Origin of the sequence: Micromonospora violae, from assembly GCF_004217135.1 — a bacterium.
GTDB classification, from domain to species: Bacteria; Actinomycetota; Actinomycetes; order Mycobacteriales; family Micromonosporaceae; genus Micromonospora; species Micromonospora violae.
On the sequence record NZ_SHKK01000001.1, the window covers coordinates 1,874,988 to 1,888,092 of the forward strand.

Here is a 13,105-nt window from a genome sequence, read left to right on the forward strand (position 1 = left end):
CGTCGGGGGGCGAACCGTGCCGGTGGGTCCCGCGGGTCACGCCATTTGGCGGGCGCAGAACCGGGGACCGAAGTCGAGGCCGGCCATCGGGGAGTCCTCGCGGTGCAGCAGGCCCTTCTCGGTGAGCAGGTGCAGGGGGCTGCCCACCTGCTCCTCGGTCAGCCCGGACTCCTCGGCGATCAGGTCCGGGTAGGGCACCTGCCCGCGCGCCTCAAGGGTGGTGACCGCCTGGTACACCCGTTGCTCGGCCTCCGACAGTTGCACCTGCTGCATGATTCCTCCTCTGCCCGTCCGCCATCGTGGTGGCGGTTGCCGTGCGCCGGTTACCCCCTCGGTGACCGAAGATGCGCACCCGATCGGGCGGTCGCGGCGGTAGGCGGGTCGGGTGGTCGTCCGGGGGCGTGCCCTAGGCTGCTTCCGTGATCGTTTGGGATCTCGTCGTCGTCGGCGCTGGCCCTGCCGGGCTGTCCGCGGCACACGCCGCTGCCCGTGCGGGCGTCTCCACCCTTGTTGTCGAGCGGGCCGCGCATCCGCGGTACAAGACCTGCGGCGGTGGCCTGATCGGCACCTCGCTGGCGGCCGTGCGGGATCGGATCGAGGTGCCCGCCCACGACCGGGTGGACCGGGTGACGTTCACCCGCGATGGCCGTCGGGAGTTCACCCGCCGCCACGGCACTCCGGTGGTGACGATGGTGCGTCGTGAGGAGTTCGACGACCGGCTGCGCGCGGCGGCGGTGGCCGCCGGCGCGCAGGTGCGGGAGCGGGTCGCGGTCCGCGGGATCGAGCAGGACCCCGAGGGGGTACGCGTACGACTGGCCGACGGTACGACGATCGCGGCCCGTGCCGTGATCGGGGCGGACGGCTCGTCGGGGGTGACCGCCCGGCACGTCGGGGTGCGGTACCGGCAGGTGGATCTGGGTCTGGAGGTGGAGATTCCGGTGCCGCCGGCCGAGCAGGAGCGGTGGCGGGGTCGGCTGCTGCTGGACTGGGGGGCCATGCCGGGGTCGTACGCCTGGGTTTTTCCCAAGGGTGACCGGCTGACGGTCGGGGTGATCGCCGCTCGCGGCGCGGGGGAGGGGACCCGCGACTATCTGCGGCGGTTCGTCGACCGGTTGGGGTTGACCGGGTTGCCGGCGGAGCACGACTCCGGTCACCTGACCCGTTGCCGCGCGGAGGATTCGCCGTTGCGCAACGGCCGGGTGCTGGTTGTGGGGGACGCCGCGGGGCTGCTGGAGCCGTGGAGTCGGGAGGGCATCAGCTTCGCGTTGCGCTCCGGCGAGCTGGCTGGCGCGGCGGTCGCCGATGGTGATCTGACCGGGTACGAGCGGGCGGTGGCCGAGCGTCTGGTGCCGGAGATGCGGGCGGGGTTCCGGCTGCTCGACGTGTTCACCCGCCGCCCGGAGGTGTTCCACGCCCTGTTGGCGACCCCGCCGGGCTGGCGGATGTTCGTTCAGTTCTGCCAGGGGCGGGCGAGCTTTGACGAGATGCTGCGCCGCCGACCCATCCGGGCGGCCCTCGCGGTGCTCGACCGGTTGTCCCAACCGTCGCGCCAGGCCACCACCGCTCACCCAGGATCCTAGGACGCCTTACAGGGTGTGTGCACGGCTACTGGTGCCCAGCCCCTGCGCCGACGGACAATCGCAGGGGAGTAGGAGGAGGCGCTGATGGCCGAGCAGCCGTTCACCGACGACGAGTACGCGTTCCTGCGCCACGTACGGTTCGGGGAGTTGCCGCCCGCCGTCCGCCCCGAGCAGCGGGTCGAGCTGACCGAAACCGAGTCACGAAGCGATCGGCCCGAGGTGTGGGACGACCCGGTCCACTGGGACCTGCGCCACGCCGGCTGACAACGCACAACGGGCCGCGGGTGTCGCCACCCACGGCCCGTTGACGGTGCCCTGCGGTCAGAAGACCGGCACGCCCTCGCGTACCAGTCGCCAGTTGGGCTGGAAGAAGTCGGCCGGGTCGATGGCGCCCCGGGCCTGCGCCCAGTCGATGAGCAGCTGACGGATCTCCTGCTGCGCGTTGTAGACCTGCGTCTTCACGATGCCCGGGAAGTTGCCGCCGCCGCTGCGCCGGTAGTTGTTCACCGCCACCACGAACTGCGCGTTGTCCGCCACCGCAGTGTCGGTGCCGGCCAGCACCAGGCGGGTGATCCGCTGCCCGACCGGCTTGGCGATGTCGATGTCGTAGTCCACGCCGGAGAAGACGTCATAGTTGTAGTCCGGCACGGCCGGGTCACTGATCTGCTCCGGGTCGACCGGGGCGCCCGGCGCGAGGGTACGGAAGAACTTCGCCGAGTACTCCAGGTACGCGCGCACCTCGGCGCCGCTGAGCACGACCGCCTCGAGGGTGTTGTCGTACACGTACAGGCCAGCCACGTCGCGGATCTTGACGTCGCCGGCCGGGAAGACGGCGGTACGACTGAACGGCGCCGCGATCGACAGCACGGGCAGGTCCGCGTACGCGGTGCCGGCCAGCGCCGCCCCGACCACCTCGGTCTGCACGTGGTTGATGAAGTCCAGGATCGGCGTGTCCTTGTACCGCGACTCCGCCGCCGACAACTCCACACTGGACGCCGCGACGACCTGGTTGACGTACGCCACGGTCTTCTGGTGCTGGGCGCGCACGGCGGCGAGCACCTTCGGGTCCTCGACCACCGTGTTGGTGTTCAGCATGGTGGCGGACTTCTTGGTGATCGTCCACCGGCCCCGCTCACGGGTGAGGGTGAAGTCCATCCGGGTGAGCCGCTGGCCCCACTTCGACGGTTCGGAGAGCAGCACCTGCGTGCCGGTGCGCTCGTTGGTGACGAACCGCTCGACCACCTCGTTGTGCGCGTGACCGAAGAGGATCGCGTCGATCCCCGGCACCTGCTGGGCGATCAACGCCACCGGGTTCTCGTTCGGCAGTTCGGGGCCGTAGCTGGAGGTGCCGCTGTCACCGCCGTGCGCGGAGATCAGCACGAGGTCCGCGCCGCGGGCCCGCATGATCGGCACCCACTTCGCGGCGGTCGCGATCATGTCGTCGAAGCGCAGCTTGCCCTCGACGTTGCCCTTGTCCCAGATGGCCACGCCGGGGTTGGTCAGCCCCAGGATGCCGACCCGCAGGGTCGGCGCGGCGAAACCGAGGGACACCTTCTTGATGACGTACGGCAGGAAGGCCGGCTTGCCGGTCTTCGCGTTGACGGCGTTCGCGGCGAGCGCCGGGAAGCCGAGCTGGCGGGTCCACAGGTCCAGCAACGGCAGACCGTAGTTGAACTCGTGGTTGCCCAGCGTCACCGCGTCGTAGTCGATGATGTTCATCGCCCGCGCCATCGGGTGCTTCTCCCCGGTGGCGGTGATCGGCTCCTGCTTGGCGTAGTAGGTGGCGAGCGGCGTGCCCTGGATCGTGTCGCCGGCGTCGAGCACCAGCGTCGCCTTGCCGCGCCGCTCCCGACGGATCTGGTTGATCAGGGTCGCCAGCTTCGCGACGCCGACGTCGTTCTGCTTGCTGTCGTCGTACTCGGCGTCGCGGTAGTAATCCCAGTTGTAGACGTTGCCGTGGGTGTCCGACGTGCCCAGGAGGGTGAGGTCCCAGGTGCGCGGCTGGGGCTTGCCGGCCGCCTGGGCGGGCGCGGCGGCGATCAGCGGAGTGGTCGCCGCGGCCGCCGCGGCGACGAGCAACTGGCGGCGCGACGGGCCGGTGGGAGAGGTCATGACGTGCCTTTCCATGGGGTGGACGCGCCTCGTGAGCGCCTCGCGCACCATAACCAGCAGCTGACCCTCCCGCCACGTCGGCCCCGACCGGTGCAGCGGTTTCCGCAGGCCGACGCAGGGTACGGCGGTCAGGGACGAGATTTCGCGGAAGCGCCCCCGCTTTCCGCGCGGCCCGAGGAGACATCGGTGAGCGAGGACCAGCACACCCAGCAGGACCCGACCAGCCAGTACGGCGGGCAGTCCGGTCAGCCCGGACAGCAGCAGTCAGCGCCTGGCTCGACCGGGGAGATGACCCCGAGACCGGACCACGGGGAGGAGTCGTACCGGGGCAGCGGCAAACTCGACGGCAAGCGGGCGCTGATCACCGGCGGTGACTCCGGGATCGGCCGGGCGGTCGCGATCGCCTTCGCCCGGGAGGGCGCGGACGTGCTCATCTCCTACCTCGGCGAGGAGGAGGACGCCGACGCCCGGGAGACGCTCCGACTGGTCGAGGCCGCCGGGCGTCGGGGCATCGCGGTACGCGGTGACATCACCGACGAGGCGCACTGCCAGGAGCTGGTCGATCGGGCGGTACGCGACCTGGGCGGCCTCGACATCCTGGTCAACAACGCGGCGTACCAGATGTCGCAGGACAAGGGGATCCTCGGGATCAGCACCGAGCAGTTCGACCGGGTGTTCAAGACCAACCTGTACGCGATGTTCTGGCTCTGCAAGGCCGCCATTCCGCACCTGGCCGAGGGGTCGACGATCATCAACACCGCGTCGATCCAGGCGTTCGACCCGTCGCCGCAGCTGCTGGACTACGCCACCACGAAGGCGGGGATCGCCAACTTCACCAAGGCGCTCGCCGCCGACCTGGCCGAGCAGGGCATCCGGGTCAACGCCGTCGCGCCGGGCCCGGTCTGGACGCCGCTGATCCCGGCGACCATGCCGGAGAAGAAGGTGAAGCAGTTCGGCACCGACACCCCGGAGGGCCGCCCCGGGCAGCCGGCCGAGCTGGCGCCCGCGTACGTCTTCTTCGCCTCACAGGAGTCCAGCTACGTGACGGGCGAGATCCTGGGGGTCACGGGCGGTCGACCCACCAAGTGATCCGCCGCCGGGTGGGTGTTCGCCGGGTGGGTGTTGGCCGGGACGCCCACCCGGCGGTGTCGTGTGTGTCCGCGGCGGGTCTTAGCGCGGCGGGTGTTCGCGGGTGGCGTGTTGTCGTGGGGCGCGGTGGTCAGCGGGGCCAGGCGGCGAAGCGTTCCCGGATCGCGGCGACGTCGGCGGCTCCCAGGCCGTACCGGCCGAAGCGTTGGTCGGAGAGCCGGTCCAGGTAACGGCCAGCGGCGCGCACGTCGTCCGGGTCCAGCGCGGGGTCGACCTGCCGCGCCAGCACCAACAGCTCGGTCACGTCGTAGTGGTCGAGGGCCGCGGCCACGTCGATGAAGTCGCGAACCTCCCGCCGGTTGACCAGCGCCGCGATCTTGTTGGCCACCAGGTCCCGGACGTCCATCACCGGGCCGAGGTCCATGACCACCGGGCTCTGCTGACGGTCCAACCGGGCCAGGCTCAGCCGGATCTGCCGTCCGTCGCGGCTCACCACGAAATCCTTCATGTCCTGCTCGTACCCGTCGAACAGCTCCGCCAGCTCACTGTCCGGGTCGGCGTCGCTGACCACGAACCCGGCCCGCTCCAAAGCCACCCGCACCCCGGTGGACGCCGCCGCCGCGGCGCCCTCCACGTCCGCGAACAGGTCGACGTCCTCCGTCGGCCGGGCAACCAGCCCGTGCGCCGCCCAGGCCACCCCACCACCGAGAACGAACCGGTACGGCCCGGCGGCGCCCAACGCCACCCGGGCGACCTCCCGGTAGAACTCGTGCAGATGAGGCTGGATCACGCCGCGCGCAGGCCGCGGTGCCGGCTCTCCCACGCCTGGCGTACGCCCCGAGGCAGGTTCAGCAGTCGCCACACCCGACGCAGTGTCCGCCCGTTGATCAGAGCGCGCAGATCCTCGGCCCGGGTGGTCTCGCGAAGCACGTTCTCGTACATCCAGAGCAGTTGGTCGGGGTCGCCGAGGTCGAAGGTGCGCTCGGCGTTCCACATCAGCCGTACCGGCAGCTCCACCACACCTCGGGTGGGCCCGGCCAGCTCGGCGAGCGTCCGCGCCACCACAGCGGGGCGACCCGGGCGGGCCAGGTAAGCCACGCCGGTCGCGGTGGGGGAGACGGCCTGCATGGTGTCAGGGTAACGCCCACCGAAGCCGGTGTCGCTCAGGATGATTCCAGGTGGCTGTCCCAGGCGTGTCCGCACACCTCCGTGCGGCGCGCGATGTGTGCCTGGTTCGCGGCATGTGCCTGTTTTGCGCGATCCGCGCGGCCCGGCCGCTTCGTGATCGACTCGGGTTTCAGGAAGTCGGGGTGTCCCGGCGTCCCGGATCCCCCGGTTTTCATGAACCCGAGTGGATCGCCCGGGTGAGGGCCGTTTTGACGCCGCCGGCCTGACGGGGTGTGGGTGGTTTGTCCGGTCAGGGGTGGTTGTGGGGTGTGGCGGGGTGCACCCGTGGGCCGGAATCGTGGCGGGCCCGGGGTCGTTACATCCCCTGACGATCGCAGCACCACCGCCCGGCAGCCCCGATCCGCCGCCCGCCCCGCAGGGTGGTCGCGCAGGTTGGAATGCCAGCCACCGCCCGGTCGTTGCAGTCCCCACGACCGGCCGCAGGCACCGCCCCATGCGGGTGTCGGGCGGTTGGGCCACCCCCGGAATGACCCCGGCCCCCGGTCGTTGCAAGTCCCTACGACCGGCCGCAGGCACCGCCCCCATGTGGGTGCCGGACGGGATGGGCCCCGGGGAATGACCCCGGCCCGGCGGTCGTTGCAGTCCCACGACCGACCGCACCGCCTCGACGAGGTGCTTGGCAGGTGAGTCGCCCCCGGGAATGACCCCCGCCGCCTGGTCGTTACACAGGGACCCGGCGCCACGAGCCCCCCGCTCGCAGGTCGCCGACCACGACGCCCAGCGGGGCGTCATCCCCCAAGACTTTTCCCCTTGTTTGTGCAGCGCCGGACGAGGTGCTCACACCCCGCCGCCATCCCCCCGGATTCGGTGTGCGTGGGTGTTCCTACCCCCGAAGGAGCTACCCCTCATGAACACGATCATCCGTAAGAGCGTGCTGTCCGTTGCTGGTCTCGCGTTCGCCGGTGGCGTCTTCGCCGGCCCGATCGCCGCCCACGCCGCCACCCCGACCGTGGACACCAAGCCCGTCGCTATGGCCGTGCAGTCGGCGCCGAAGCCGCAGGGCGACCAGTCCCACATCACCCTCAACGACGAGCAGACCGCCAACGTCAAGGCGATCATCGCCGCCACGAAGAAGGCCGGTATGCCCGAGCGCGCCGCGGTCATCTCCATCGCGACGAGCCTGCAGGAGTCGAAGCTGGAGAACCTGGGTCACCTGGGTGACATGAACGACCACGACTCGCTGGGCCTGTTCCAGCAGCGCCCGTCCAGTGGTTGGGGTACCCCGGAGCAGATCACCAACCCTGAGTACTCGACGACGGCGTTCCTGAAGGGCCTCAAGCAGGTCGACGGGTGGCAGGACATGCCCCTGACCCAGGCCGCGCAGACCGTGCAGGTGTCGGCTTACCCGGACGCCTACGCCCAGTGGGAGCAGCAGGCTGCTGACCTGGTTGCCCAGTACTGGAACAGCTGACCCACAGCACCACCGCACGACAGCACCACCCCACGACAGCAGCACAGCAGGACACCGACCGCTGGCCGGCACCCGCAACCCGGGGTGCCGGCCAGCGGCGCTTCATGTCCTTGTTCGGCTGGAGCCGCGTCGTGCCTCTCGCGGAGAAGCGACCTGCACACCGACACCAGCGCCGCCGCCGGCCCACAAGGCCGGGGGCGGCGCTGTCTGTATCCCCGGTTCGCGAACCTGTCTCAGTTGACCTATGTTCAGGGGGTCGCTCGCGTGGGAGGGGGGTGTCGGGGTTGGGGCTACGGACCTTTATCGAGGGTTGGCCGGTCTACCGGCAGCTCACCGGCACGGACCCGTTGGGCCGGGGTGCGGCGGCGAAGTCCGACGGGTCCCGCGCGCTGACCGCCCGTACCGACACCGCAGACAGCATGGCCCGGTCGGTCTGTCCGTACTGCGCCGTCGGCTGCGGGCAGCGGGTGTTCGTCAAGGACGGGCAGGTCACCCAGATCGAGGGCGATCCGGACAGCCCGATCTCGCGGGGTCGGCTCTGCCCGAAGGGCTCGGCCAGTAAGAGTCTGGTGACGAGCCCGTTGCGGCAGACGACTGTCCGCTACCGCCGGCCGTACTCGACGCAGTGGGAAGACCTGGACCTCGACACGGCGCTCGACATGATCGCCGACCGGATCCTCGCGGCCCGTGAGCAGACCTGGGAGGACGTCGACACGCAGGGTCGGCCGCTCAATCGGACGTTGGGTATTTCCAGTCTGGGTGGGGCGACGCTGGACAACGAGGAGAACTACCTCATCAAGAAGTTGTTCACCGCGATGGGGGCGCTCCAGATCGAGAACCAGGCCCGTATTTGACACTCCGCCACCGTCCCCGGTCTGGGGGCCAGTTTCGGTCGTGGCGGTGCGACGGATTTTCAGCAGGACATCGCCAACGCTGACGTGATCGTCATCCAGGGTTCGAACATGGCTGAGGCGCACCCGGTGGGCTTCCAGTGGGTGATGGAGGCCAAGCGTCGGGGGGCGAAGGTCTTCCACGTCGACCCGCGGTTCACCCGCACGAGTGCGGTCGCTGATGCGTACCTGCCGATCCGTGCGGGCACGGACATCGCGTTGCTCGGTGGGGTGGTGCGCTACATCCTGGACAATGAGTTGGACTTCCGGGAGTACGTGCTCGCGTACACGAATGCGGCCACCATCGTCAGCGCGGAGTTCAGCGACACCGAGGACGGCGACGGCTTCTTCTCCGGCTTCGACCCGGAGACCGGCACCTACGTGCAGGACAGCTGGCAGTACGAGGGGCACGAGGGTTCGTCGGGCAGTGGGCACACCGCCCAGGAGCGGGACAGCGCGGCGGGGTTGACGCACGAGTCGCACGGTGCGCAGGTGGACGGGCAGACTCGGCGTGACGAGACGTTGCAGCATCCGCGCTGCGTTTACCAGATCCTCAAGCGGCACTTCGCCCGTTACACCCCGGAGATGGTCGAGCGGGTCTGCGGTATTTCGCAGGCGCAGTTCCTGGAGTTGGCGCGGGCGTGGACGGAGAATTCGGGTCGGGACCGCACCGGGATGCTGATCTATTCGGTGGGGTGGACGCAGCACAGTGTGGGTGTGCAGTACATCCGTACGGGCGCGATCATCCAGTTGTTGTTGGGCAACATGGGCCGTCCGGGTGGCGGGGTGATGGCGCTGCGGGGGCACGCGAGCATTCAGGGTTCGACCGACATCCCGACGTTGTTCAACCTGCTGCCCGGTTACCTGCCGATGCCGCATCACGCGGAGCACCCGAGCTTCGACGAGTGGGTGGACAGCATCCGTCACCCGGGGCAGAAGGGTTTCTGGGGCAACGCCAGGTCGTTCGCCGCCAGCCTGCTCAAGGCGTACTGGGGTGACGCGGCGACGCCGGAGAACGACTTCTGCTACGGCTACCTGCCCCGAATGACCGGCGACCATGGCACGTACCAGCAGGTGCTGAACATGATCGACGGGAAGATCAAGGGGTACTTCCTGCTGGGGCAGAACCCGGCCGTCGGGTCGGCGCACGGTCGGGCGCAGCGGCTCGGAATGGCGAATCTCGACTGGTTGGTGGTTCGGGATCTGTTCATGATCGAGAGTGCGACGTTCTGGCAGAACGGTCCCGAGGTCGCGACCGGGGAGATCGTGCCGCAGGAGTGCCGTACCGAGGTGTTCTTCCTGCCCGCCGCGTCGCATGTGGAGAAGGAGGGGACGTTCACCCAGACGCAACGGCTGTTGCAGTGGCGGGAGAAGGCCGTCGAGCCGCCGGGTGACGCCCGCTCCGAGCTGTGGTTCTTCTACCACCTGGGCCGCAAACTGCGGGAGAAGCTGGCCGACTCGCCGCTGCCCCGCGACCGGGCGTTGCTCGACCTCGCCTGGGATTACCCGACGCACGGTCCGCACGCGGAGCCGAGCGCCGAGGCGGTGCTGCGCGAAATCAACGGGTACGACGTGTCGACCGGCCGTCCGCTCTCCGGTTTCGCCGAGGCCCGCGCGGACGGCTCCACCGCGATCGGTTGCTGGATCTACAGCGGGGTGTACGCGGACGGCGTCAACCAGGCTGCCCGGCGCAGGTCCCGACACGAGCAGGACTGGGTGGCCGCCGAGTGGGGGTGGGCGTGGCCGGCGAACCGGCGGATCCTCTACAACCGTGCCTCAGCCGACCCGGACGGCAACCCGTGGTCTGAACGCAAGCGCTACGTGTGGTGGGACGCGGAGAAGGGCGAGTGGACCGGTTACGACGTGCCGGACTTCGAGAAGACCAAACCGCCGTCGTACCGGCCGCCTGCCGGCGCGTCCGGGCCCGAGGGCATCGCCGGTGACGACCCGTTCGTCATGCAGGGCGACGGCAAGGGCTGGCTGTACGCGCCCAGTGGTGTGCTGGACGGGCCGCTGCCGACGCACTACGAGCCGGTCGAGTCGCCGGTGCGTAACCCGCTCTACGGTCAGCAGGCCAACCCGACCCGCAAGATGTACGCGCATCCGGTGAACTCGGTGAATCCGAGTCCGCCGCAGGAGCACAGTCAGGTGTTCCCGTACGTGTTCACGGTCAGCCGGCTCACCGAGCACCACACGGCGGGCGCGATGAGCCGGAGCGTGTCACCCCTCGCGGAGTTGCAACCGGAGATGTTCGTCGAGGTGTCCCCGGAGTTGGCCGGCGAGGTGGGGTTGACGCACCTGGGCTGGGCGCACCTGGTCAGTGGCCGCGCGGTGATCGAGGCGAAGGTGCTGGTCACCGACCGGCTCACGCCGTTGCGGGTGGATGGCCGGGTGATCCACCAGGTCTGGTTGCCGTACCACTTCGGGTTCGAGGGCCTGGTCACCGGTGACTCGGCCAACGACCTGTTCGGCATCAGCCTGGACCCGAACGTGCTGATCCAGGAGAGCAAGGTCGGCACCTGCGACGTATGCCCGGGTCGCCGTCCCACCGGGCCGGCGTTGCTCGACCTGGTGGCCGACTACCAGCGGCGCGCCGGGATCACCCCGGGCCAGCACGCCCCGGCCGTGACCACCGACAGTGAGGGGAGCGGGCGCGGTGCTTCCTGACCCGAACAGCCTGTACGGTCCGCTGGACCCGGCGCCGGACGCTGGTTACGAGGACGCGCCGCCACGGATGGGGTTCTTCACCGACACCAGCGTCTGCATCGGCTGCAAGGCCTGCGAGGTGGCCTGCAAGGAGTGGAACGGCGTCCCCGCGAGCGGCCTGGACCTGCTCGGGATGTCGTACGACAACACCGGTGCGTTGACCGCGAACTCGTGGCGACACGTGGCGTTCATCGAGCAGCCGCGTCCGGCCGGGCATCGCGGCGCGTCGGCGGATGTCCTCGGCGCACCGGTCGACGCCGGCCCTGACCGGCCGGACGACGCGGGGCCGCAGTTTCTGGGGATGCCGGGTGCGCAGCCGCCGGGGCGGGGGTCGGGTGCGGAGGGTCGTACGGATTTTCGGTGGTTGATGATGTCGGACGTCTGTAAGCACTGCACGCATGCGGCGTGTTTGGACGTGTGTCCGACGGGTTCGTTGTTCCGGACGGAGTTCGGGACGGTGGTGGTGCAGGAGGACATCTGTAACGGGTGTGGTTACTGCATTTCGGCGTGTCCGTACGGGGTGATTGATCAGCGTAAGGGTGATGGTCGGGCGTGGAAGTGCACGCTGTGTTATGACCGGTTGGGTGCGGGGATGACGCCGGCGTGTGCGCAGGCGTGTCCGACCGAGTCGATCCAGTTCGGCGTTCTGGATGAGTTGCGGGAGCGGGCCGCTGCCCGGGTGGCGACGCTGCATGAGCGGGGTGTGCCAGAGGCGCGTCTGTACGGGCACGACCCGGACGACGGCGTGGGTGGTGACGGGGCGTTCTTCCTGCTGCTGGACGAGCCGGAGGTGTACGGGCTGCCGCCGGACCCGGTGGTGACCACCCGCGACCTGCCGAAGATGTGGAAGCGGGCCGGCCTCGCCGCGCTCGCCATGGCGGCGGCGACCGTCGCCGCGTTCGTCGGAGGTTCCTCATGACCGCGCCGCGCCCCGTGGGCGACCGGTTCCGTCGTTTCCGCGAGCGCCTCGTCGCCGAGGGCAGCGACCGACCCCAGGTGAGCGACGAGCAGCCCGGCGCCCCGACGGGTGCAGAGCTGACAACGGCCGCAGAACTGACGACGGGTGCAGAGCCAGCGACGGGTGCAGAGCGGCGAGGCCGTTCCCGTCGGCGGGGCGGGCGGCGCGGCGGCGGCGAGGAGGTGCGGGTGCCGGAGGCGACGTTCACGTCGTACTACGGTCGGCCCATCCTCAAGGGGCCGGTCTGGAAGTGGGACATCGCCGCGTACCTGTTCACCGGCGGGTTGGCCGCCGGCTCGTCGCTGCTCGCGGCGGGCGGGCAGCTCACCGGCCGGCCCGCGCTGCGGCGCGCCGGTCGGGTCACCGCGTTGGCCGCCGTCAGCGCCAGCGCCGTCTTCCTGGTGAAGGACCTGGGCCGGCCGGCACGGTTCCACCACATGCTGCGGGTGGCCAAGCCAACCTCGCCGATGTCGATGGGCACCTGGATCCTCACCGCGTACGGGCCGGCGGCGGGTGTCGCCGCGATCGCCGAGGCGGCCGGTGTGCTGCCCCGGCGCGGTCTGCTGGGGCTGGCCGGCCGGACGTTGCCGCCGGTCGGGCACGCCGCTGGGCTGTTCGCGGCCGTCAGCGCGCCGGCGCTGGCGACGTACACCGGGGTGTTGTTGGCCGACACGGCGGTGCCGTCGTGGCATGAGGCGTACCCCGAGTTGCCGGTGATCTTCGCGGGCAGCGCCCTGGCCAGCGGCGCCGGTGTGGGTCTGCTCGCCGCGCCGCCGGCCCAGGCCGGCCCGGCGCGGCGGATGGCGGTGGCCGGCGCGGCCCTGGAGCTGTACGGCGCGCATCGGGTGGAGACCCGCCTCGGCCTGCTCAGCGAGCCCTACCGGTTGGGCCGGCCGGGTCGGTTGCTGCGCGCCGGGCGGCTGCTGACCGCCGTCGGGGTGGCCGGCGCGCTGCTGGGCCGGCGCAGCCGGGTGGCCGGGGCGGTCTCAGGGGCCGCGCTGCTGGCCGCGTCGGTGCTGACCCGGTTCGGCATCTTCTACGGTGGGGTCGCCTCGGCCCGCGACCCCCGGTACACGGTGGTGCCCCAGCGCGAACGGGTCGACGCGCGGCGAAGCGGCATGGATCTTCCATCTGATCGGGCGGTCCCGCCCGCGGTGTGATCGAATGTCCG

At 70.4% G+C, this 13,105-nt stretch carries 11 protein-coding genes; 7 read left to right on the forward strand and 4 right to left on the reverse strand.

What is annotated here, in order from left to right:
- Positions 1-36: 36 nt before the first annotated feature.
- A complete protein-coding gene (locus EV382_RS08425) occupies positions 37-273 on the reverse strand; it encodes a hypothetical protein (RefSeq protein WP_030491902.1) in 237 nt (78 codons plus the stop codon).
- Between the two features lie 146 nt (positions 274-419).
- Between EV382_RS08425 and EV382_RS08430 the strand changes: the two genes are divergently transcribed.
- Positions 420-1,580, forward strand: coding sequence for a geranylgeranyl reductase family protein (locus EV382_RS08430; protein WP_130401020.1), 1,161 nt, complete (start codon positions 420-422; stop codon positions 1,578-1,580).
- Positions 1,581-1,664: 84 nt separating this feature from the next.
- Complete coding sequence (locus EV382_RS08435) at positions 1,665-1,844, forward strand: hypothetical protein (RefSeq protein ID WP_130401021.1); 180 nt, start codon at positions 1,665-1,667, stop codon at positions 1,842-1,844.
- 57 nt (positions 1,845-1,901) lie between these two features.
- Here EV382_RS08435 and EV382_RS08440 read toward each other — a convergent pair whose 3' ends face one another.
- Positions 1,902-3,692 (reverse strand): bifunctional metallophosphatase/5'-nucleotidase, encoded by a 1,791-nt coding sequence (locus tag EV382_RS08440; protein WP_130401022.1) that lies wholly within the window; start codon positions 3,690-3,692, stop codon positions 1,902-1,904.
- Between the two features lie 186 nt (positions 3,693-3,878).
- Between EV382_RS08440 and EV382_RS08445 the strand changes: the two genes are divergently transcribed.
- Positions 3,879-4,781, forward strand: a complete 903-nt coding sequence (locus EV382_RS08445) for an SDR family oxidoreductase (RefSeq protein ID WP_130401023.1) — start codon at positions 3,879-3,881, stop codon at positions 4,779-4,781.
- Between the two features lie 130 nt (positions 4,782-4,911).
- Here the strand turns inward: EV382_RS08445 and EV382_RS08450 are convergent, their stop codons facing one another.
- Positions 4,912-5,571 (reverse strand): nucleotidyl transferase AbiEii/AbiGii toxin family protein, encoded by a 660-nt coding sequence (locus tag EV382_RS08450; RefSeq protein WP_130401024.1) that lies wholly within the window; start codon positions 5,569-5,571, stop codon positions 4,912-4,914.
- Complete coding sequence (locus EV382_RS08455; RefSeq protein ID WP_130401025.1) at positions 5,568-5,909, reverse strand: hypothetical protein; 342 nt, start codon at positions 5,907-5,909, stop codon at positions 5,568-5,570. Before EV382_RS08455 ends, EV382_RS08450 begins: the two co-directional genes overlap by 4 nt.
- Positions 5,910-6,816: 907 nt before the next feature.
- Here EV382_RS08455 and EV382_RS08460 point away from each other — a divergent pair.
- The 4 genes from EV382_RS08460 to nrfD all read left to right on the forward strand — a co-directional run bounded on the left by EV382_RS08460 (position 6,817) and on the right by nrfD (position 13,094).
- A complete protein-coding gene (locus tag EV382_RS08460) occupies positions 6,817-7,380 on the forward strand; it encodes a hypothetical protein (protein ID WP_130401026.1) in 564 nt (187 codons plus the stop codon).
- A gap of 284 nt (positions 7,381-7,664) precedes the next feature.
- Positions 7,665-10,937 carry a formate dehydrogenase gene (fdh, locus tag EV382_RS08470; protein WP_279636464.1) on the forward strand — a complete coding sequence of 1,091 codons (3,273 nt, stop codon included), beginning with the start codon at positions 7,665-7,667 and terminating at the stop codon, positions 10,935-10,937.
- The gene (locus EV382_RS08475; protein ID WP_130401029.1) at positions 10,927-11,895 is read left to right on the forward strand and encodes a 4Fe-4S dicluster domain-containing protein; all 969 of its coding nucleotides are present in this window, start codon (positions 10,927-10,929) and stop codon (positions 11,893-11,895) included. Before fdh ends, EV382_RS08475 begins: the two co-directional genes overlap by 11 nt.
- Positions 11,892-13,094 (forward strand): NrfD/PsrC family molybdoenzyme membrane anchor subunit, encoded by a 1,203-nt coding sequence (gene nrfD, locus EV382_RS08480; protein WP_130401030.1) that lies wholly within the window; start codon positions 11,892-11,894, stop codon positions 13,092-13,094. Before EV382_RS08475 ends, nrfD begins: the two co-directional genes overlap by 4 nt.
- Positions 13,095-13,105: the final 11 nt, after the last annotated feature.

Bases quoted from the DNA above. Each gene is read 5' to 3' on its own strand.
- EV382_RS08460 (WP_130401026.1), top strand. From the start codon at position 6,817: ATGAACACGATCATCCGTAAGAGCGTGCTGTCCGTTGCTGGTCTCGCG.
- EV382_RS08455 (WP_130401025.1), bottom strand. From the start codon at position 5,909: ATGCAGGCCGTCTCCCCCACCGCGACCGGCGTGGCTTACCTGGCCCGC.
- EV382_RS08425 (WP_030491902.1), bottom strand. From the start codon at position 273: ATGCAGCAGGTGCAACTGTCGGAGGCCGAGCAACGGGTGTACCAGGCG.
- EV382_RS08440 (WP_130401022.1), bottom strand. From the start codon at position 3,692: ATGACCTCTCCCACCGGCCCGTCGCGCCGCCAGTTGCTCGTCGCCGCG.
- EV382_RS08435 (WP_130401021.1), top strand. From the start codon at position 1,665: ATGGCCGAGCAGCCGTTCACCGACGACGAGTACGCGTTCCTGCGCCAC.
- nrfD (WP_130401030.1), top strand. From the start codon at position 11,892: ATGACCGCGCCGCGCCCCGTGGGCGACCGGTTCCGTCGTTTCCGCGAG.